This is a genomic window from Amycolatopsis ruanii (assembly GCF_003385175.1).
Lineage (GTDB): Bacteria > Actinomycetota > Actinomycetes > Mycobacteriales > Pseudonocardiaceae > Amycolatopsis_E > Amycolatopsis_E thermalba.
Genome location: NZ_PQHY01000020.1, coordinates 50345 through 70060 on the forward strand (window position 1 = coordinate 50345; position 19716 = coordinate 70060).

Sequence of the window (19716 nt, forward strand, 5' to 3'; positions counted from 1 at the left end):
GCGGCACCCGATGTCCGGGGCGGCCGGGAGCGGCAGCCTCGGGAGCATGCTCAAGGGATGGCGGCACGCGGCCGTCTGGCTGCACATCATCACGTCCGTCGGCTGGATGGCCGAGGCGCTCACGTTGTTCGCGCTCATGCTGATCGGCTCGGGCGGCGACCCCGGCCGCCGGGCGAGCGCGATGTCCATGGCCCACGCGATCGACCTGCACCTGCTCGCGCCGCTGGCGAACGCGTCGGCGTTCACCGGGTTCCTGCTCGCGGCGGCCACGCCGTGGGGGTTCTTCCGGCACTGGTGGGTGTTCGGCAAGTTCACCATCACCGTGGTGCAGTTCCACGTCGCGATCCTCGTGCTGTCCCCGGCGCTGGCCGACGCGGAACGGGCCGCGCTGGCGGGGGAGCCTCCACCCGGGGCACTCGTCGCGGGCACGGTGCTCATGGCGAGCGCGATCGCGTTCCAGGCCTGGCTTTCCGTGGCGAAACCGTGGAAGCGCACGCCGTGGGCCGGCGCCGCGAAGCCACCGACCGGGCCGCTGTGGGTGTTCGTGGCCGCGGTGTGCGCGCCGGTCGCCGACGCCGGGATCGGCCTGGTGCTGGGCTTTCCGTTGCCGCTGCTGTCGCTGGTCGCGCTGGTGACGCGACTGCTCACCCGGCGGCGGTCAGGTGGTCGGGTTCGAGCTGTCGCTGCCGCTTGACGTCGAGCTGTCGTCGGGGGAGCTGCTCGTCGGCGCGGTGCTGCTGGTCGGCGTGGTCGGATCCGTGGTCGGCGAAGTCGTGTCGGGCGTGCTGGTCGGCGTGCTGCTCGACGACGGTTTCGGCGTCCGCGTCGCGGGGGTGTCGTTGCGCGGGGGAGTGGTCGTGGTGCCCGGGGGCAGCGTGGTGCCGGGCGGGATGACCGTGCCGGGTGGCAGCGGGGTGCCCGGCGGCAGCACGATCGGCGCCTCGTCCGAGCCCTCGGCCGGAAGCAGCGTCACGACCTGCGTCCCGTCCGGGTTGGTCGTCACCACGGCCGTGCGGGTGCCCGCGGGGATCGCCACGCCGTCGACGGTCACCGGTGTCTGGCCGGGAGCCGGGTAGCCGGGGACGAGCTGCGCTCCCGGGGTCGAGTTGGTGCCGCCCGGCACCGCGACCTTCGGTGAGTCGCCCGGCGCGATGATCGAGGCGAGCCCCCCGAACGCGGTGGCGAGCACGACACCGCTGACCGCGAGCAGTACGTAGCCGCTGCGCTGGCTGCGGGTGGCGGAGTCGCGCGGCGGGGACACCTCGGTCCGACGACCCATGTGGGCCATTTGTCGCTCCTTGACTGGCGGGGAAACCGGCTTGAGCACACCCGGGCGAGTGAGCCCGAATGGTGGCGCCTGCCGGGGAGATTAGCACTAAGAGTGAATGTCGATCTGGCCAGGAGCACCGGCGTGATCACCCTCCGCAGTCGGAAAGGTTCCGGCAGGATGGGGGACGTGACGGGTGAAAAGGACGCCGTCCGGCTCACGGCGTGGGTCAGCGGACGGGTGCAGGGAGTGGGTTTCCGCTGGTGGACCCGGTGCCGGGCGCTGGAACTCGGCCTGGTGGGCAGCGCGCGCAACCTCGACGACGGCCGTGTTCGGGTGTTGGCGGAGGGTAGTGAGGGCCACTGTCAGCAGCTACTGGACCTGCTTCGCTCACCATCGTCACCCGGTCGTGTGGATCAAGTGGTCGAGCACTGGTCCCCGGCGCAGGGCGGGCTTACGGGCTTCGTCGAGGAGTGACACCTGGGACGATCGAGACGCCTGAGGCTCGCGGGGACAACACGCCCACGGTCATGACCGGGACGTTCACCCGCCCCGGATAGACTTCCCGGATCACTCAGGCGTTGAAGGGTCCCGCCACGTGCATCTCAAGAGCTTGACGCTGAAGGGCTTCAAGTCCTTCGCCTCGGCTACCACCCTGCGGTTCGAACCGGGCATCACCTGCGTCGTCGGCCCCAACGGGTCGGGGAAGTCGAACGTGCTCGACGCGCTGCGCTGGGTGATGGGCACGCAGGGCGCGAAGGACCTGCGCGGCGGCAAGATGGAGGACGTCATCTTCGCCGGCACCTCCGGCCGCGCGCCGCTGGGCCGCGCCGAGGTCACGCTGACCATCGACAACGCCGACGGCGCCTTGCCGATCGAGTACAGCGAGGTCTCGATCACGCGCCGGATGTTCCGCGACGGCGCCAGCGAGTACGAGATCAACGGCAGCTCGTGCCGCCTGCTGGACATCCAGGAGCTGCTGTCGGACTCCGGCATCGGCCGCGAGATGCACGTCATCGTCGGCCAGGGCCAGCTGGCGCAGATCCTGGAGTCGAAGCCGGAGGAGCGCCGCGCCTTCATCGAGGAGGCCGCGGGTGTGCTCAAGCACCGCAAGCGCAAGGAAAAGGCGCTGCGCAAGCTCACCGCGATGCAGGCGAACCTGGACCGCCTCAACGACCTCACCGCGGAGCTGCGCCGCCAGCTCAAGCCGCTGGGCAAGCAGGCCGAGATCGCCCGCAAGGCGCAGTCCGTGCAGGCCGAGCTGCGGGACGCGCGCCTGCGCCTGCTGGCCGACGACCTGGTCACGCAGCGCGCCGCGATCGCGCGTGAGGAGGCGGACGAGAACGCCGCCCGTGCCCGCCGCGCCGAGGTGGAGCAGGCTCTCGAACTCGCCGGCGCCGAGGAGGCCCAGCTGGAGGCGATGGTCGCGGAGGACGCGCCGCGCCTCAACGCCGCGCAGGACACCTGGTTCAAGCTGTCCGCGCTGGGCTAGCGGCTGCGCGGCACCGTGCGGCTGGCCGTGGAGCGGCAGCGGCACCTGTCCGCCGACGTCGACACCGCGACCGGCGGCCGGGATCCGGAGGAGCTGCTGGCCGAGGCCGAGCAGGTCGCCGAGCGCGAGGCCGAGCTGAACGAGGCGGTCATGGTCGCCCGCGAGACGCTCGCCGAGGCCGTGCTGCGCCGCGAGGAGCTGGAGCACGAGGTCCAGGCCGCGGAGAAGGCGCACATGGCCGCGGTGCGGGCGATCGCCGACCGGCGCGAGGGCCTGGCGAAGCTCACCGGCCAGGTCGAGGCGCTGCGCAGCAAGAACAGCGCGACCTCCGACGAGATCGACCGCCTCACCGCCGCCATCGACGAGGCCGCCGCGCGTGCCGAGCTGGCCGTCGAGGAGCTGGAGGAGGCCAGGGCCGAGGGCGGGGTCGAGGAGTCCGACGACGCCGGCCTGCAGGACCGGCACGACCGCGCGGTCCAGGCCAACCAGGCCGCGAAGGCGCGCGTCGAGGAGCTGGTCAAGGCCGAGCGGCAGGCCGAGCGCGAGATCGCGTCGGAGAAGGCGCGGGTGGACGCGCTGTCGATGGGCCTGCGGCGCAAGGACGGCGCCGGTGAGCTGCTCGGCGCGGGAGACCGGCTGCCCGGGCTGCTCGGGTCGGTCGCCGCGCTGCTGTCGGTCGAGGCCGGCTACGAGGTCGCGCTCGCCGCGGCGCTCGGCCCGGTCGCCGACGCGGTCGCGGTGCAGGGCGGCGACGAGGCCATCGCCGCGCTGAAGTTCCTGAAGGACAACGACTCCGGCCGCGCCGGGGTGCTGCTCGGCGGCGCTCCGTACACAGTGGACACTTCGGCCTGGCCGTCGCTGCCGGACGGCGCGCGCTGGGCCAGGGACGTGGTCACCGCGCCGGAGCCGCTGCGGCCCGCGGTGGAGCGCGCGCTCGACCGGATCGCGGTGGTGGACACGCTGGAGGCGGCGCGGCAGCTGGTCGCGGCGCACCCCGAGGTCAGCGCGGTGACGGCCGAGGGTGACGTGTTCGGCTCGCACTGGGCCGTCGGTGGCTCGGGCCGCAGCGAGAGCGTCATCGAGGTGCAGGCCGCGGTCGACGAGGCGCGGGACCGGCTGATGGCCGCGGAGCGCCGGCTGGAGCAGACGGCCGCCGAGCTGGAGGGCGCCCGCGCCGAGCAGCAGGCCCGGCGCGAGGAAGTGGCCCAGGCCAAGGAAGCGCTGTCCGAGGCGAAGGTCCGCAAGGCCCGGTCGTCGGAGCGGCTGAACCGGATGCAGCAGGCCGCGCGGTCGGCCGAGGCCGAGGTGACGCGGTTGCGGGACCAGCGCGCGAAGGTCGAGGCCAGCCGCGAGCAGGCGCTGGCCAGCCTGGCGGAGCTGGAGGAGCGGCTGGCGGCGGTGGCCGAGCAGCCGGTGGACGAGGACCCGGACACCAGCGCCCGCGACGAGGCCGCGGAACGGCTGGCGGCGGTGCGTCAGGAGGAGGTCGAGTCGCGGCTGGCGCTGCGGACCTCCGAGGAGCGGGCACGCAGCATCGCGGGCCGGGCCGATTCGCTGCGGCGTGCCGCCCACGCGGAGCGCGCGGCGCGGGAGCGGGCGGAGAAGGCGCGGGCGGCGCGTGCCCGTGGCGCGGCGATCGCGGCGGCCGTGGTCGACGCGGGTGAGGTGGCGCTGGAGCGGATCGAGCTGTCGGTGCAGCGGGCCGCCGCCGAGCGCGACGAGGCACAGGCGGTGCGCCAGCAGCGTGAGGCGGCGCTGGCGCAGGTGCGCAACCGGGTGCGCGAGCTGACCCACGAGCTGGAGAAGCTGACCGACGCGGTGCACCGGGACGAGGTGTTGCGCGCCGAGCAGCGGCTGCGGCTGGAGCAGCTGGAGACGAAGATCGCCGAGGATTTCGGGATCGGCCTGGAGGACCTGGTCGCCGAGTACGGCCCGGACGTGCCGGTGCCGCCGAGCGCGCAGGAGATGGCCGAGTACGAGGAGGCCAAGGCGAACGGCGAGCAGGTCAGCGCCCCGCCGGCCATCCCGTACGACCGGAGCACGCAGGAGCGGCGGGCCAAGCGCGCCGAGCGGGACCTCGCGACGCTGGGCAAGGTCAACCCGCTGGCGCTGGAGGAGTTCGCCGCGCTGGAGGAGCGGTACAAGTTCCTGTCCACCCAGCTGGAGGACCTGAAGGCGACGCGCAAGGACCTGCTGACGGTCATCAAGGAGGTGGACGACAAGATCCTCGAGGTCTTCACGTCCGCCTACTACGACGTCGCCCGCGAGTTCGAGACGGTGTTCTCGGTGCTCTTCCCCGGCGGCGAGGGCCGGATGGTGCTGACCGAGCCGGACGACATGCTCGCGACCGGGGTGGACGTGGAGGCGCGCCCGCCGGGCAAGAAGGTGAAGCGCCTGTCGCTGCTGTCCGGTGGGGAGAAGTCGCTGGTCGCGGTGGCGATGCTGGTCGCGATCTTCCGCGCGCGCCCGTCGCCGTTCTACGTGATGGACGAGGTCGAGGCCGCGCTGGACGACACCAACATGCGAAGGCTCATCGGCCTGCTGGAGCAGCTGCGGGAGTCCAGCCAGCTGATCATCATCACGCACCAGAAGCCGACGATGGAGATCGCGGACGCACTCTACGGAGTAAGCATGCAGGGCGACGGCATCACGAAGGTGATCAGCCAACGCCTACGCCAGGAGGCGTAGAAGCGGCAGCCCTGCGAACCGCCGCCCGGCAACGCAAGCAGATCGGCACTCGGCTGACCGCGCGGCAGCCCTGCGAACCGCAAGCCGGCAACGCAAGCCGACCGACCACGCCCCAGACCTCCCCCGCCCCCGATCCACAGCCGATCTTTGGTCGCCGACCAGGCGTGTCAAGGTACTCTTTCCCGCCTTGACACGCCTGCTCGGCGACCGAAACACAATTCAGGAGCGGGGGCGGGGGAGGTCCACCCAAGGTGACCGTTCGGCGCCGTAGGCGCCTTTGACCCTGCGCGAAGCGCAGGAAAAGATCAAAAGATGTCCTCGCCGGACGGGCAGGCGACGGGATGGCCACCCAGCTCCGGTGGTCTGGTCCCGCTTCCCTCGAAAGTGTCCGTTTCAGACACTCCTGCCCGGTAATAACCCTCAGTGTTCGATCAGTAACCACCCATGTGGCGCTAGACACACCGGCGCCACCACCCGCTAAGTTCAGAAATCGATTACTCGCGCGCCAGCGCGGGGCGGTCCGTCCAGGCTGGGGGTCCTCACTGTGCCCAAAAGTTCCTTTGTCGCGCCCAAAAACCGCTCCGTGCTCGTCGTGCTCGGGATGGTTCTCGCGCTCGTCGTGGGTGTGCCTGCCGGTGCCGCGCCGGCTCCCGGCGCGAGCGACAAGGGACCCGTGGGCTGGGACGTCTACCGATCGATCGACGGCCTCGCCCGCATGCGGCCCGGTGAGCAGGTCAAACAGTTCTCCAGCTTCGACCGCACCGGCAACAACGACGACGGCTTCGTCGGCACCTACTCGTGCCTGCGCCAGGAACCGAACGGCGACTGCCTGCTCGCCGACGCGCGCGGGGCGGGTGAGATCTCCTCGATCTGGTTCACCTACCAGTCGACCTCCGTCGCCGCGATCGGGCGGATCACGATCGAGCTGGACGGGCGGGTCGTGCTGCAGGGGTCGTTGCAGGACATCGTCAACGGCTCGAAGGGCGCGCCGTTCGTGTGGCCGCTGGTGGGCAACTCGGCCGACACCATGGGCGGCGCGGTGATCAAGGTGCCCATGCCGTACACGACCTCGATGCGGATCACCACCGAGAACAACCCGCACTTCTACCACGTCACCTACCGCCAGTTCGCCGACGCGGCGGGCGTGCGCACCTTCAACCCGGGCGACCGGGCCACCGACGTGATCCAGCGCCTGCGCGGCTTCGGCGTGCGCGACCCGAAACCGGCCGCGCCCGGGGCGCGTGCCCAGGCGGCCGCGGTCGACGTCCCGGCCGGATCGGCCGTCGCGATCCCGCTCCAGTCCGGCACGCGGCGGATCACGCAGCTCAACCTCCGGTTGCCGCAGGTCATCGCGGCCCCGGGACTGGCCGACGACGGTCGCGCCTACGGTGCCGGAGGCAGCTCGTTCACCGCGGCCGTCGCGCCGGACAACGACGGTGTGCGGATCACCCGCCGCATCGACGCGGGCATCGGCGAGCAACGCGCGGACCTGCTGGTCGGCGGCCGTTCCGTCGGTCAGCTCTACAGCGGCCCGGCCCGCGCCGGCGGCGGCTGGATGGACCAGGTCGTCGACGTGCCGGCCGACCTGACCCGCAACCGCTCCCAGCTGCAGGTCGCGACCAGGTTCGTCTCCTCCAGCGAGGACGTCAACGAGTTCCGCTACGAGGTGCACAGCTTGGTCGGCGGCCGGTGGGTGCGCACCGACGTGCTCGACCTCGGCCACAACCACCCCAACGAGGAAGCGGTGCACGGGTACCGGGTGGACGGTCAGCGGTGGTCCGGCCTGCGGCGTTTCCGCTACCCGGCGGACCCCGGGCAGGCCATGGCCTCCGAGGCCGTGCTGGAGGGCCTGCGGCTGCGGCTGACCTTCGACGGCCAGACCACGGTCGACGCCCCGGTCGGCGAGTTCTTCGGTTCCGGCCTCGGCAAGTACGCGTCGCGGACGCTGCTGCACTCCATCGACACCACGGACAACGGCGCGTTCACCGCGTGGTGGCCGATGCCGTACGCCCGCAGCGCGGTGGCCGAACTGGTCAACACCTCGGGTGTGCCGGTCACCGGGGGCAGCCTGGAGGTGGTCTCCGCGCCGGATCCGGGCGTGGCGGCCGGGTTGCGGGACGGCACGATCGGCTACTTCCACGCCACCCAGCACCGCGGCGAGACGGTGTCCGGTCAGGACTGGAACTTCCTGACCGCGCGCGGACGCGGCGTGTTCTACGGGGTCACGTCCACCATGCGCGGCGGCATCCCGCCGGGGCAGAACCAGCTGAACTACCTCGAGGGTGACGAGCGGATGTACCCGAACGGCTCGGCCAGCCCGGCGATCCACGGCACCGGGTCCGAGGACTTCTACGAGTCCGGCTGGTACTTCCAGGACGGCCGCGACGGCTACGTCGAGGGCGTGCCGTACGCGATGCCGCAGGCCGGTTTGGTGAGCCGCGAGGACGCGGGCGACGGCTGCCGGTACGTGTGCCTCAACGCCTACCGGCTGATGATCGGCGACGGCGTCCCGTTCGGCAACGGCATCGAGTTCGACATCGAGCACGGCGACCGGTCGTCGATGCCGGCCGACTACAGCTCGACCGCCTACTGGTACGGGCTGGCCACGCCGTCGATGAGCCAGAGCGACGTGGTGGAGGTCGGCGACGACGCGAGCCGGTCCCAGCACGGGTATTCGGCGCCCGGCGAGACGCGCGAGTCGCTGACGTCGACGTTCGAGGGCAAGCGGGACCGCACCCCGGTCACCGGGACCACGACGTCGACCACCCAGCCGGTGACGTTCACGGCGCGGGTGGACCAGTCGAACGGCGGATTGCGGTTGCACCGCGTGTCCGACCAGGCGCAGGCGTTCCAGCACGCGCGGGTGTTCGTGAACGACCGGCTGGTCGGCGAGTGGTACCAGCCGCTGGGCAACACGCATTCGCGGTGGCTGGAGGACAGCTTCGACATCCCGGCGTCGGCGACGGCGGGCCAGAGCGCGGTGCGGGTGCGGCTGGAGCCGGTCGCGGGCGCCCCGGCCTGGTCGGCGTCGCGCTACACGGTCTTCTCGCAGGGCGCGCCACCCCAGCCGGCGCAGGACTAGCGCGGGTCCGGCGGGCGCGGCGCAGGGTTTCGTCGAACCAGGCGAATCCGCGCAGCGAGCAGCGTGGGGACAGGCCGCACGCCGCTAGGCGATCGGTGCGCTGCCGTCCCATTCGGACAGTGGTGCGCAGTGCCACCGCCACTTCGACAGCCTCGGGTGGCCCGGCAACGACGTCCGCCCGTTGGCCCACAGCAACGTGGGCCACGGGTCGGTGTCCATCGGCGTCCACGGGAACAGCCGGTACAGCGCGGCGGCCGCCAGGCGGGCCGGCGCCTCGAACTCCACGCCCAGCCCGCGCGCCGCGTCGTGGGTGTGCACCAGCAGCTCGTCGCAGGCCATCGCGGCGAACCCGGCCGGGTCGGCGATGCCCCACGGGTGGAAACCGCGCGCTTCCGGGCCGCTCGTCGCCACCACCGCGGCCAGCACCTTCGCCGTCGTGCCGAGCGTGACCAGCAGCTCGGCCGGCGGCGATCCGGCCCGCACGTGGGACTCCATCGTCGACAGCTCGACCGGCCCGGCGGTCAGGTCGTAGGCGTACCAGTGCAGGCAGTCGCTGATGTGCGCGACCACCCCGGCGACCGTCAGGTCCATCTCCGGCACCGGGACGGACCAGTCGCGTTCCAGCTGCCCGGACAGGAATTCCGTGCAGGTCTCCGCGGTGGTCAGCAGGACGTTGGCGTCCATCTAAACCGGCTCCGGTTCCTTCGGGGCCGTGGTGTCCGCAGTGCGGTGCCGCAGGGACAGCGCGCCGCCCACGACGAGCGTGATCAGTACGCCGAGCAGCGTATACCACGGGAACGCCAGCACGACCGGCTTCGCGCCGGGCGCGGGCGGGATCTTCACCGCGAGCACCACGACCGCCATCACCGCGACGGTCACGACGAACGCGATGATCGCGTCCAGCTGCCGCGCCCGCTTGACCCACATGCCGAGGAAGAACGCGCCCAGCATCGCGCCGTAGGTGTATCCCGTGATGGACAGGCCCTGCTCGATCACCGGGTTGTTGCGGTTGCTGAACAGCGAACCGAACACCGCGAACACCACCGCCCACACCAGCGTCCAGATCCGGCCGTGCCGCAGCAGCTTGGAATCCTCCGGCGCGCGCTTGGTGAACCGCTGGTAGAGGTCGGCGACCGTGGAGTTGGACAACGCGTTCAGCGCCGAGGCCAGCGCGCCCATCGTGGAGGCCAGGATCGCGGCGATCAGCAGCCCGGCCACGCCCACCGGCAGCTCGCTGGTGATGAAGTTCGTGAACACGTCGTCACCCTTCACCCCCAGCTCGGGCAGCGTGCGGAACCCGTTGTGCGCCCACAGCATCGCGCCGACGAACAGGAACAACGCGAACTGGATGGTCACCGCGACGCCGCTGCCGATCAGCGCCTTCCGCCCGTCGGTGACGCTGCGGCAGGCCAGGAACCGCTGCACGATGAGCTGGTCACTGCCGTGCGAGGCCATCGTGAAGATCGCGCCGCCGACCACGGCCGTGACGAACGCGTACTGGCTGGTCAGCAGGTGCAGGACGTCGAAGTTGAAGTCGAACAGCCGGAAGATCCCGGCGTCCGCGGCGCGCGAGGTCCACCCGTCCGGCAGCTTCCCGGCCAGCACGATCATCGCGATGATCGCGCCGCCGATGTAGACCGACAGCTGGATCACGTCCACCCACACGACCGCCTTGATGCCGCCGACCAGCGCGTAGATGACGGTCAGCGCGGTCAGCACCACGACGATCTGCCAGTACGAGGTGTGCAGCCCGAAGTGCTTGAGGATCACCTGGATCGGGATCGCGCCGGCGAACAGCCGCACGCCCTCGGCCAGCAGCCGCGTCACGATGAACGCCACCGACGACACGCCCTGCATGGCCGAGCCGAACCGCTGCCCGAGGAAGGCGTACGCGGTGGTCTGCTGGCCCTTGAAGTAGCGCGGCAGCAGCACGAACGACACCAGCGTGCGGCCGATGATGTAGCCGAACGGCAGCTGCAGGTAGGTCAGCCCGTTGTAATTGCCCGACGCCGCCCAGATCAGGCCCGGCGTGCTGATCACGGTGAGCGTCGAGGTCTCGGTGGCGACGATCGAGAAGCACACCGCCCACCACGGCAGGCTGCGTTCGCCGATGAAGTAGTCCGCCGCCGAGCGCTGGCGCCGCCCCACGAGCACGCCGATCGCGGGCATCGCGGCCAGGTAGACCACGATGATCGCCAGGTCAACTGGGTGCATCAGGCACTCCTATCGGTTGGTCCGGGGCGGCCGCTACCCGCAGACGGGTGACGGTCACCGGATGTGGAGCGGGCATCGACAGCGGGTGCGCGCCCGGGGTGATGCTGCCGAGCAGCCGTGGTCCGCGCGCGCCGGTCGCGTCCGGCAGGTTCGCCGGGACGCCGTGCCAGGTGAGCCAGCCGAGCAGCGCGGTCAGGTACGCCTCCTTGGCCTCGCGCGGCAAGCCGAACTCGTCGCTCGTCGCCAGCCGGGTCCCGGGCAGGTTCCGGGCGAGCGCGCGCATCAGCGACGGGTTGTCGGCGCCGCCGCCGGAGACGATCACGGTGGTCGCGCCGGCGCAGGCGCGGGCGATCGTGACCGCGGTCAGCTCGGTGAGGGTGGCGAGCAGGTCCTCGTCCCGGACGTCGAGGCCGTCGGTCGCCGCACGCAGGTAGCCGGCGTGGAACAGTTCCTTGCCGGTCGACTTCGGCGGCGGGGCGGCGTAGTAGGGCTCGGCGAGCAGGCGGTCGAGCAGTTCCTGGTGGATGCGGCCGCGGGCGGCGATGGCGCCGTCGAGGTCGCTGTTCTGGGCACCGCGGGTGACCTGGTGCGCCGCGAGGTCGAGCAGGGCGTTGCCCGGGCCGGTGTCGAAGGCCGCCACGCCATCCGGCCGGACGACGGTGACGTTGGCGATGCCGCCGATGTTCAGCGCGACGGCCGGGGCCAGGTCCCGCAGCCACAGCGCGTCCAGGGTGCTGGCCAGGGGAGCGCCGTGCCCGCCCGCGGCGATGTCGCGGACCCGCAGATCGGCGACCACCGGCAACCCGGTCCGCTCGGCGATCCAGGCCGGCTGGCCCAGCTGCAGGGTGCCGCGGGCGCGGCCGTTCTCGACCCAGTGGAAGACGGTCTGGCCGAGGGAGGCGACCAGGTCCGCGGTGCCGGCCAGGGTGCTCGCGGCTTCGGCGAACGCCTGGCCGACCCGGGTGTCCAGGCGCGTGACCTGGTCGACGGTGGTCGCCGACGGCGGCAGCGCGGCGAGCAGCTCCCGCCGCAGGTCATCGGGGTAGGGGAGCGAGGAGTGCCCGAGCGGGACGAGCACGACCTCGTCGCCGGACGCGGCCAACTCGGCCAGTGCCACGTCGATCCCGTCGACCGACGTGCCGGAGATGAGCCCGACGACGCGCATGACCGAGTGGTCTAGTCCTTTTCTGACCGGAGCGCAAGGCATCCGGTGAGTTTTTGTCCGCGAGGGGTGTCCTGCCCGGTCAACCGGCAGATGCGAGGATGGCTCCGTGGCGGAAAACCTCTGGTTCTGGATCATCCTGGTGGTCGTCGTCCTACTGGCGATCCTCCTCATCACCGGCCTGGTCTTCGCCCGTCGCCGGCGGATCAGCCTGACCGAGGCGGAGCCGGAGCGGGAGACCAAGCCCCCGAGAGGCGGGAACTACCAGGCGGGTGGCGGCATCGCCCTGGCGCCTGGTGGGCAGAAGACGGAGACGGTCGAACCGCCTGAGCACCCGGCGGGCGAGCGCACCGAGGTGGACGGCCAGCCCGGCGTCGGCGACGACGCCTCCGTGCCCCGCGACTCGCCGCGGCGCGGCATCGTCGACGTGGGCCTGCCGGAGGCCGAGGCGCCCGCGCCGGAGACCGAGGTCCCGGCGGCGCCCGCTCCCGCTCCGGAGGTGCCTGCCGCGCGGGAGCCGGAGAAGGCGGCGGTCGCGGTCGAGGAGCCGGAGCCGGTCTCCGGGCGGATCGAGCGGCTGCGCGGGCGGCTGTCGAAGTCCCGGTCGATGTTCGGGCAGAGCCTGCTCGGCCTGCTCGGCGCCGGTGACCTGGACGAGGACTCGTGGCAGGACGTCGAGGACACGCTGCTGATGGCGGACCTGGGCGCGGCCACGACGACGGAGATCGTGGAGGCCCTGCGCACCGAGCTGACCGCGCGGGCGGTGCGGACGTCGGCGGAGGCGCGCACGGTGCTCAAGACCGTGCTGACCGACGCGCTGCACCCGGACTGGGATCGCTCGGTGCGGGCGCTCGCGCACACCGTGGACGGGGCCAAGCAGCCGGCGGTCGTGCTGGTCGCGGGCGTGAACGGCACCGGGAAGACCACGACGACCGGCAAGCTCGCGCGGGTGCTGGTGGCGCAGGGCAGCGAGGTCCTGCTGGGCGCCGCGGACACCTTCCGCGCCGCGGCGGCCGACCAGTTGCAGACGTGGTCGGAGCGCGTGGGAGCCGAGGTCGTGCGCGGCAAGGAGGGCGCCGACCCGGCGTCCGTGGCGTTCGACGCGGTCAAGCGGGGCGTGGACGCCGGAGTCGACGCGGTGCTCATCGACACGGCGGGCCGGCTGCACACCAAGACCGGCCTGATGGACGAGCTCGGCAAGGTCAAGCGGGTGGTGGAAAAGCAGGCCAAGGTGGACGAGGTGCTGCTGGTCCTGGACGCCACGACCGGCCAGAACGGGCTCATGCAGGCCCGGGTGTTCCGCGAGGTCGTGAACGTCACCGGGATCGTGCTGACCAAGCTCGACGGCACCGCCAAGGGTGGCATCGTGTTCCAGGTCCAGCGGGAGCTCGGGGTGCCCGTGAAGCTCGTCGGACTGGGCGAAGGCCCGGACGACCTGGCGCCCTTCGAGCCGGCCGCCTTCGTGGACGCCCTGCTCGGATGACCTTGCTCCCCCAGGCGGGGGAGAAGGTCGAAAACACTGTACAAGCCCGGTCGAACTTCGCCAGTCTGTGAGGGCGCGCCGCAGGGGAGGCGGCGCGCCTTTTCCTGGACTGGGGGTGGGTGATGACGGGCTTCGGCGCCGCGCCGGACGAGCTGCGGCAGACCGCGGGCACCATCGGTGACGTCGTCTCGGGTGTGGCGGGGGTGGCCTTCCGCGCGCCGGCCGGTGACTACGGGCACGCCGGGGTGCAAGCGGGCTGGACCGAGTTCCTCCGCGAGATGGAAGCTCAGGTCGAGAAGCTGCGCGCCAAGGCGGAGGAGCACGGGGAGAGCCTGCGTGTCGCGGCCGGTGTGTACCGGGAGTCCGATGGTGATGCCGGCCGGTCGCTGACCGGCATCGGCGAACTGATCGGCGAGACCGGTGATCCGCTCGGCGGCGTGGTCGGTGGCGGCTTCGCCGGTGCTCGCGGGACGGGCAGCATCTCGAGCCGGCTCGACCCTGATGAGCGGACCTCCTGATGGCTGCCGAACTCGGGCAGACGACCAACCCCAGGGAACTCGTCCCGGGCGAACCGGAGCTGATCGCCAACGACCTCCGTGACCTGGTCGCCGGCATCGAGCAGATCGCCACCACCGGTGAGGGGCTCAACGGGATCGCCCCCGCGCAGTGGACCGGCGCGGCGGCCGACGCCTTCCGTGAGGCGTTCGGTGCCGAGCCGCCCAAGTGGATCGAGACCGCCGCTCTCCTCGGTCGGGGCGGGCAGTCGCTCGCGGACTTCGGCGATGCACTGACCTGGGCGCAGGCCGAGGCGCAGCGCGCCATCGAGATGTACACCCAGGCGCAGGCGGCCTCCCGCGCGGCGGCGGCGCAGTACCACGCCCAGGCCGTGCAGGCCCAGGCCGTCGGTCAGATCCTCGCCCCGTTCCAGGACCCGGGGGAAGCGCTGGCCCGGGAAGCCCAGTCGGTGCTCGACCAGGCGCGCGCCCATGTCGCGGAGATCGGTGATTCCGTCGCGGAGGCCTTCGGGTTCGAGCCTGACGGCGAAGGTGGTTACCGCAAGGAGTTCGGCGACAGGGAGCGTGACCCCGGACGGCGGAAGGGGTTCGAGTGGGGCTCCCAGTCCGAGGGGATGCTCGGCGACCGCATCGACGACACCCTCGAAGCCCTCGGATTCGACCTCTCGGACGAGACGTTCAGCGCGGCCGCCAGCGCCGACCTGCTGGGCGGCAGCCTGGACGGTTCGTTCGGTAGCGGTGCGTTGTCGGGGGCGGGGAAGCTCGACGGCTCGCTCCTCGGAGCCAGTGCCGGTGTCTCCGGAAGCGTCAACGCGCTCGGCCTGACGGCCGCGGCGAACGCCGAGGCGTGGCTGGCCAAGGGGTCGGCCGAGGGGCAGGTCAAGCTTGGCGAGCACGCCGGTGCGACGGGACATGCGGAAGGCTCCGTGGGCGTGCGGGCGGAGGCCGAGGGAAGCGCCGGGGTGACCGGTGTCCGGGGCAGCATCGGCGGTTTCGCCGGTGCGCGGGTCGATGCGGCGGCGAGTGCGGAGGTCGCGGGTCTCAGCGCGGGCGTCCACGGCGGGCTCTCGGCCGGGTTCGGAGCGCACGCGAGTGGTCAGTTCGGGATGGGCGACGACGGCAAGTTCCACCTCGGTGCCTCGCTCGGCCTGACCGTCGGCGTCGGCGGGGACGTGGGCTTCGACATCGCGATCGATCCGCAGGAGGTCGTGGACACTGTGACGGACGTGGCGGACGACGTCGCCGACATCGCGACCGACGTCGGGCACGGGTTGGCGAACGCCGCGGACGCGGTCGCGGACTTCCTGTTCTAGGACGGAGACGGAGACATCGTGGCAACCACCATTCCGGTGCCGATCCAGTTCTCGCTGCCCGAGGGCTGGCAGTCGGTGCCGCCGGGCGAGGTCAAGGCCGACGAGGCCGGGTTCGTGGCTCTGCGGCCGCCCGCGCTCAAGGGTTTCACGCCGAACATCACGATGAGCGGCGAGCTGCACCCGCGCGACGTGTCGCTGACCGAGCTCGCCGACGCGGCGCTCGACCGTCTGCGACGCGGAGCGCCCGACGCCCAGCTCGGCCGGCGCAAGGAGGCGGGATCGGCCGGTGGCCCCGGCCTGACCCAGGCCGTCCGCCTGTCCCTGTTGCTGAACGGCAAGCCCGAGCAGGTGGTGCAGTTGCAGGTGTTCCTCGGGATCCGCGACACCAGCGATCCGAGCCGGTACGCCGTCCTGCAGATCGTGCTCAGCTCGCTCGCCGAGCAGTTCGACCAGGTCGTCGGCGACTTCCAGAAGTTCCTGTCGACGATCCGTCCGGAGGGGACGCGATGAGCGAATTCGCCCGGCAGCTGTTGCGCCGCATCGAAGCGATCGACACCGCGGCGGCCGGCAACCGCCGCCGCGCGGAGGCTTACGAGCAGATGGCCGCGGAGTTGACGGACGTCACGGCGGAGGTCGTCTCGCCTGACGGTGCCGTCCGCGTCGTCGCGGGTGCGGGTGGCGAGGTCAAGGCGGTCACGTTCGGCGAACGCGTCCGTGACCTGCCACCCGCCGCGCTGTCCGCGGCCGTGATGCACACCCTCGCGGCGGCGAGGGCGGCCGCGGCGAGGCGGCAGGCCGAAGTCGTCCACCGGGGACTCGGTGACACCGAACTCCTGGACAAGGTGCTCGACGCGGACGAGAAGACGTTCGGCGACCAGCGGCCGCTGCACCCCGGGCCGCCTCCCGTGTTCGTCCCGCCGCCCGAGGAGGAACCGTTCGAGAGCGCCGCCGCGCTGTTCGACGAGCGCCCGGCTCCGGCTGTTCCGCCGCCGCCTCCTGCGCCCGCGCCACCACGTCCGCCCGCCGCACACCGGCGCCCGCCCGCGCCGGACGACGAGCCGTTCGAGGAGACCGACCTGTTCGCGGATGGTTCCGGCCGGTGAGCGCGGGAGTGGTCGTCGCGATCGCGGTCGGCGGATCGGTGCTGTTCATGGCTGCGTTCGGGTGGCTGATGATGCGGTTGCGCCGCAGGGAAGCCGGTGCCGCGGCGGTCGCCATCGGGAAGCTGCGGGCGGAGTTGCCACGGCGGGGGTGGACGTACGTCGAGCGCGACGATTCGCTGGCCGAGGCGTACAACCGGCAGGTCGAGCAGTTCTGGAGCCCGGAGCAGAGCCAGTTCTGGCGACCGAACCAGCCCGAATCGCGGTCCGGTTTCCAGCCCACCGCGCCGGACCCGCTGGAGCAGCACTTCATCCGGCCGCCGCGGGCGAGGAGCGCTCACGACGTCATCACCGGTACCCACCGCGGCCGACCGTTCGTCGCGGCGACGCTCGAGGTCTTCTACCGGCATCACGTCCTCACGGAACTCTGCATCTGGGTGCGGACACCCGCGCCGCGTCCGCCGGTGTACGTGCGGCAGACCGTGGGAGTCGTCAGCAGGATCAACGCGGCCGTGGGGCAGGGCGACTTCCGCACCGGCAACCCGGCTTTCGACGACCGGTTCGATGCCAACGGCCCGGACGAGCGGTTCCTCGCCTACGCGATCACCCCGGCGCTGGCCGAGTTCCTGCTCACCGACCAGCGCAAGTTCCGCGGCTTCACGCTGTTCGCCGACCGCCTCGACGCCTTCGACCGGATTCGCGACCACCGGGACCCGGCTGAGCTGGTCCCCGCGCTCGACCTCCGCTGCGACATCCTCGACCGCATCCCCGCCGCTGCCTGGGCCTAGGAGTTCCGATGCCCGGCCTCGTGGCCGTCTAAGCCCGGCGCGAGCGCCCGCTGCGTGCTCACCGACAAGGGCAAGCGCTACGGCGTCACTGCCACGGCCACCGGTGTCGCGAACGGTGGTGCCGATCACCACATCCAGATGGACGACCGGCCCCTCGCAAGCGGCTGGTTCAGCTGATCAGGCGCTTTCCGCCAGATGGGTCGACAGCGTGGCCGCCGTCGCCTGGACCAGGGGGGCTATTCGCGCCACCGCCTCCCTCGTCAGCCGTCCCGAGGGGCCGGACACCGAGACCGCCGCGGGGGCCGGTGTGCCGGTCAGCGGGACCGCCACGCAGCGCACCCCCAGCTCCTGCTCGCTCTCGTCCACCGCGTAGCCCTGCGCCGCCACCTGGGTCAGGTGCGCCAGCAGCTCGTCCGGGTCGGTGAACGTGTGCTCGGTGTACGCGGGCATCCCCGTGCGGTCCAGCAGCGCCCGCACGTCCTCCGGCGGCAGCTGCGACAGGATCGCCTTCCCGACGCCCGTCCCGTGCGGCAGGACCCGGCGGCCGACCTCGGTGAACATCCGCATCGAGTGCTTCGACGGCACCTGCGACACGTACACCACCTCGTCGCGCTCCAGGACCGCCAGGTTCGCCGTCTCGCCGGTCGCCTCGACCAGCTCCGCCAGCAGGGGGCGCGCCCACGTGCCGAACTGCATGCTCGCGTGCTCGCCCAGGCGGATCAACCGCGCCCCCAGCGCGTACTTCCGGTTCGTGTTCTGCCGCACGTAACCGAGCTGCACCAGCGTGCGGATCAGGCGGTGGATCGTCGGCATCGGCAGGCCCGACGTGGCCGCCAGCTCGGACAGGCTGGCCTCGCCACCGGTGTCGGCCAGCCGCTCGAGCAGCTCGAACGCGCGGCGCAGCGACTGGACCCCGCCGTCTCGTCCCGCCTTCTCCTCGGCCACCGCGACTCCCTCACATTGAGCTTCCGCTATGTAGAAACTATAGTCCGGGATGTAAAAACCGAACCGCAAGTCTTCTTGGGAGTGTTCCGCATGGCTGACGTCGAGGTGCTCGGTGGCTCCGTCGAGCGAGGCGACGAGATCCTGACCCGGGAAGCGCTGGACTTCCTGGCCGGGCTGCACGAGAACTTCGCGGCTCGCCGTGACGAGCTGCTCGCCGCCCGTGCCAAGCGGCGCGAGGAGGCCAAGCGCACCGGGCGCCTGGACTTCCTCCCCGAGACCAAGGAGATCCGCGAGGGCGACTGGCGCGTCGCCGAGGCGCCGCCGGCCCTGCGCGACCGCCGCGTGGAGATCACCGGCCCGACCGACCGCAAGATGACGATCAACGCCCTCAACTCGGGCGCCAAGGTGTGGCTGGCCGACTTCGAGGACGCCAACACCCCGCACTGGCACAACGTCGTCGGCGGCCAGGTCAACCTGTACGACGCGATCCGCGGCACCATCGAGCTGGACTCGAACGGCAAGCACTACGAGCTGCGCAAGGACATCGACCTGGCGACGATCGTGGTGCGCCCCCGCGGCTGGCACCTCGACGAGCACAACCTGACCTTCGGCGGCCGCAAGGGCGTCGGCGCGCTGGTCGACTTCGGCCTGTACTTCTTCCACAACGCGAAGGAGCTGCTGGAGCGCGGCAAGGGCCCGTACTTCTACCTGCCGAAAATGGAGAGCCACCTCGAGGCCCGCCTGTGGAACGACGTGTTCACCCACGCCGAGAAGACGCTGGGCATCGAGCACGGCACCGTCCGCGCGACCGTCCTGATCGAGACCATCCCGGCCGCGTTCGAGATGGAGGAGATCCTCTACGAGCTGCGCGAGCACGCCTCCGGCCTCAACGCCGGCCGCTGGGACTACCTGTTCAGCGTCATCAAGTACTTCCGCGACGCGGGCGAGAAGTTCGTGCTGCCGGACCGCAACAGCGTCACCATGACCGCGCCGTTCATGCGTGCCTACACCGAGCTGCTGGTCCGCACCTGCCACAAGCGCGGCGCGTTCGCGATCGGCGGCATGGCCGCGTTCATCCCGAGCAAGGACCCCGAGGTCAACGAGAACGCCTCGAAGAAGGTCCACGCCGACAAGGCGCGCGAGGCCAACGACGGCTTCGACGGCTCCTGGGTCGCGCACCCGGGCATGGTCGAGCTGTGCAAGGAGGAGTTCGACAAGGTCCTCGGCGACAAGCCGAACCAGCTCGACCGGCTGCGTGAGGACGTGTCGGTGACCGCCGACCAGCTGCTCGACGTGGCCAGCACCGAGGGCGGCGCCACCGAGGCCGGCCTGCGTGGCGCGGTCGACGTCGGTGTCCGCTACATCGCTTCCTGGCTGGGCGGCAACGGCGCGGCCGGCATCCACAACCTGATGGAGGACGCCGCGACCGCGGAGATCTCGCGGTCGCAGATCTGGCAGTGGGTGCAGAACGGCACCCAGCTCGACAACGGCCAGAAGGTCACCCGCGAGCTGGTGAAGTCGGTGCTCGACGACGTGCGCAAGGAGCTCGACGGCCAGATCGCCGCCGACCTGCTCACCCCGGCGGTCGAGATCTTCGAGGAGGTCGCGCTCGCCGACGAGTTCGTCGACTTCCTGACCCTGCCCGCCTACGAGCGGATCAAGTAACC

The 19716-nt window shown here is 71.7% G+C and carries 16 protein-coding genes and 1 pseudogene; 12 read left to right on the forward strand and 5 right to left on the reverse strand.

Annotated features, from left to right (window positions below; translation table 11 throughout):
- Positions 1-46: 46 nt before the first annotated feature.
- Positions 47-694, forward strand: a complete 648-nt coding sequence (locus tag D0D28_RS13685) for a hypothetical protein (RefSeq protein WP_094007381.1) — start codon at positions 47-49, stop codon at positions 692-694.
- Here D0D28_RS13685 and D0D28_RS37340 read toward each other — a convergent pair.
- Positions 659-1288: a hypothetical protein gene (locus tag D0D28_RS37340; protein WP_094007337.1), complete on the reverse strand. Its 630-nt coding sequence runs from the start codon at positions 1286-1288 to the stop codon at positions 659-661. The genes D0D28_RS13685 and D0D28_RS37340 overlap by 36 nt on opposite strands.
- 159 nt (positions 1289-1447) lie before the next feature.
- Here D0D28_RS37340 and D0D28_RS13695 point away from each other — a divergent pair, with 159 nt between their 5' ends.
- The 3 genes and pseudogenes from D0D28_RS13695 (at position 1448) to D0D28_RS13705 (ending at position 8529) form a co-directional block, all read left to right on the forward strand.
- Complete coding sequence (locus D0D28_RS13695; RefSeq protein ID WP_167481454.1) at positions 1448-1744, forward strand: acylphosphatase; 297 nt, start codon at positions 1448-1450, stop codon at positions 1742-1744.
- Between the two features lie 121 nt (positions 1745-1865).
- Positions 1866-5447 (forward strand): annotated as a pseudogene (gene smc, locus D0D28_RS13700) (chromosome segregation protein SMC).
- 583 nt (positions 5448-6030) lie between these two features.
- Positions 6031-8529, forward strand: a complete 2499-nt coding sequence (locus D0D28_RS13705; protein ID WP_116110826.1) for a glycoside hydrolase family 172 protein — start codon at positions 6031-6033, stop codon at positions 8527-8529.
- 84 nt (positions 8530-8613) lie between these two features.
- On the opposite strand, the gene D0D28_RS13710 is transcribed toward D0D28_RS13705, so the two are convergent.
- From D0D28_RS13710 to D0D28_RS13720, 3 genes are read right to left on the reverse strand one after another with little or no spacing between them, the layout of a single operon-like run.
- A complete protein-coding gene (locus D0D28_RS13710; protein ID WP_116110827.1) occupies positions 8614-9213 on the reverse strand; it encodes a maleylpyruvate isomerase N-terminal domain-containing protein in 600 nt (199 codons plus the stop codon).
- A complete protein-coding gene (locus D0D28_RS13715) occupies positions 9214-10743 on the reverse strand; it encodes a sodium:solute symporter (RefSeq protein ID WP_094007817.1) in 1530 nt (509 codons plus the stop codon).
- Entirely contained in the window at positions 10730-11908 is a 1179-nt protein-coding gene (locus tag D0D28_RS13720; protein ID WP_116110828.1) for an anhydro-N-acetylmuramic acid kinase, read from the reverse strand. The genes D0D28_RS13715 and D0D28_RS13720 overlap by 14 nt, the downstream gene beginning before the upstream one ends.
- A gap of 106 nt (positions 11909-12014) precedes the next feature.
- Between D0D28_RS13720 and ftsY the strand changes: the two genes are divergently transcribed.
- The 7 genes from ftsY (at position 12015) to D0D28_RS37350 (ending at position 17281) form a co-directional block, all read left to right on the forward strand.
- Positions 12015-13388 carry a signal recognition particle-docking protein FtsY gene (gene ftsY / locus D0D28_RS13725; protein WP_116110829.1) on the forward strand — a complete coding sequence of 458 codons (1374 nt, stop codon included), beginning with the start codon at positions 12015-12017 and terminating at the stop codon, positions 13386-13388.
- Between the two features lie 122 nt (positions 13389-13510).
- A complete protein-coding gene (locus D0D28_RS13730) occupies positions 13511-13906 on the forward strand; it encodes a type VII secretion target (protein WP_116110830.1) in 396 nt (131 codons plus the stop codon).
- Positions 13906-15216, forward strand: a complete 1311-nt coding sequence (locus tag D0D28_RS13735) for a putative T7SS-secreted protein (RefSeq protein ID WP_116110831.1) — start codon at positions 13906-13908, stop codon at positions 15214-15216. Before D0D28_RS13730 ends, D0D28_RS13735 begins: the two co-directional genes overlap by 1 nt.
- Before the next feature lie 18 nt (positions 15217-15234).
- The gene (locus tag D0D28_RS13740) at positions 15235-15726 is read left to right on the forward strand and encodes a hypothetical protein (protein WP_116110832.1); all 492 of its coding nucleotides are present in this window, start codon (positions 15235-15237) and stop codon (positions 15724-15726) included.
- A 20-nt stretch (positions 15727-15746) separates the two neighbouring features.
- On the forward strand, positions 15747-16319 hold the full coding sequence (locus D0D28_RS37345; protein ID WP_430732387.1) for a YbaB/EbfC family nucleoid-associated protein: 573 nt from the start codon (positions 15747-15749) through the stop codon (positions 16317-16319).
- Complete coding sequence (locus tag D0D28_RS13750) at positions 16316-17104, forward strand: hypothetical protein (protein WP_094007824.1); 789 nt, start codon at positions 16316-16318, stop codon at positions 17102-17104. The genes D0D28_RS37345 and D0D28_RS13750 overlap by 4 nt, the downstream gene beginning before the upstream one ends.
- A gap of 54 nt (positions 17105-17158) precedes the next feature.
- Positions 17159-17281, forward strand: coding sequence for a hypothetical protein (locus D0D28_RS37350; RefSeq protein WP_116110834.1), 123 nt, complete (start codon positions 17159-17161; stop codon positions 17279-17281).
- On the opposite strand, the gene D0D28_RS13760 is transcribed toward D0D28_RS37350, so the two are convergent.
- Positions 17282-18049 carry an IclR family transcriptional regulator gene (locus D0D28_RS13760; RefSeq protein WP_094007825.1) on the reverse strand — a complete coding sequence of 256 codons (768 nt, stop codon included), beginning with the start codon at positions 18047-18049 and terminating at the stop codon, positions 17282-17284.
- A gap of 90 nt (positions 18050-18139) precedes the next feature.
- Between D0D28_RS13760 and aceB the strand changes: the two genes are divergently transcribed.
- Complete coding sequence (gene aceB, locus D0D28_RS13765) at positions 18140-19714, forward strand: malate synthase A (protein ID WP_116110853.1); 1575 nt, start codon at positions 18140-18142, stop codon at positions 19712-19714.
- The last annotated feature ends 2 nt before the right edge of the window (positions 19715-19716 follow it).

Excerpts from the sequence above, each read along its gene's own strand:
- D0D28_RS13685 (WP_094007381.1), top strand. The coding sequence starts at position 47 with ATGCTCAAGGGATGGCGGCACGCGGCCGTCTGGCTGCACATCATCACG.
- D0D28_RS37340 (WP_094007337.1), bottom strand. The coding sequence starts at position 1,288 with ATGGCCCACATGGGTCGTCGGACCGAGGTGTCCCCGCCGCGCGACTCC.
- D0D28_RS13695 (WP_167481454.1), top strand. The coding sequence starts at position 1,448 with ATGGGGGACGTGACGGGTGAAAAGGACGCCGTCCGGCTCACGGCGTGG.
- D0D28_RS13710 (WP_116110827.1), bottom strand. The coding sequence starts at position 9,213 with ATGGACGCCAACGTCCTGCTGACCACCGCGGAGACCTGCACGGAATTC.
- D0D28_RS13715 (WP_094007817.1), bottom strand. The coding sequence starts at position 10,743 with ATGCACCCAGTTGACCTGGCGATCATCGTGGTCTACCTGGCCGCGATG.
- D0D28_RS13720 (WP_116110828.1), bottom strand. The coding sequence starts at position 11,908 with ATGCGCGTCGTCGGGCTCATCTCCGGCACGTCGGTCGACGGGATCGAC.
- D0D28_RS13730 (WP_116110830.1), top strand. The coding sequence starts at position 13,511 with ATGACGGGCTTCGGCGCCGCGCCGGACGAGCTGCGGCAGACCGCGGGC.
- D0D28_RS13735 (WP_116110831.1), top strand. The coding sequence starts at position 13,906 with ATGGCTGCCGAACTCGGGCAGACGACCAACCCCAGGGAACTCGTCCCG.
- aceB (WP_116110853.1), top strand. The coding sequence starts at position 18,140 with ATGGCTGACGTCGAGGTGCTCGGTGGCTCCGTCGAGCGAGGCGACGAG.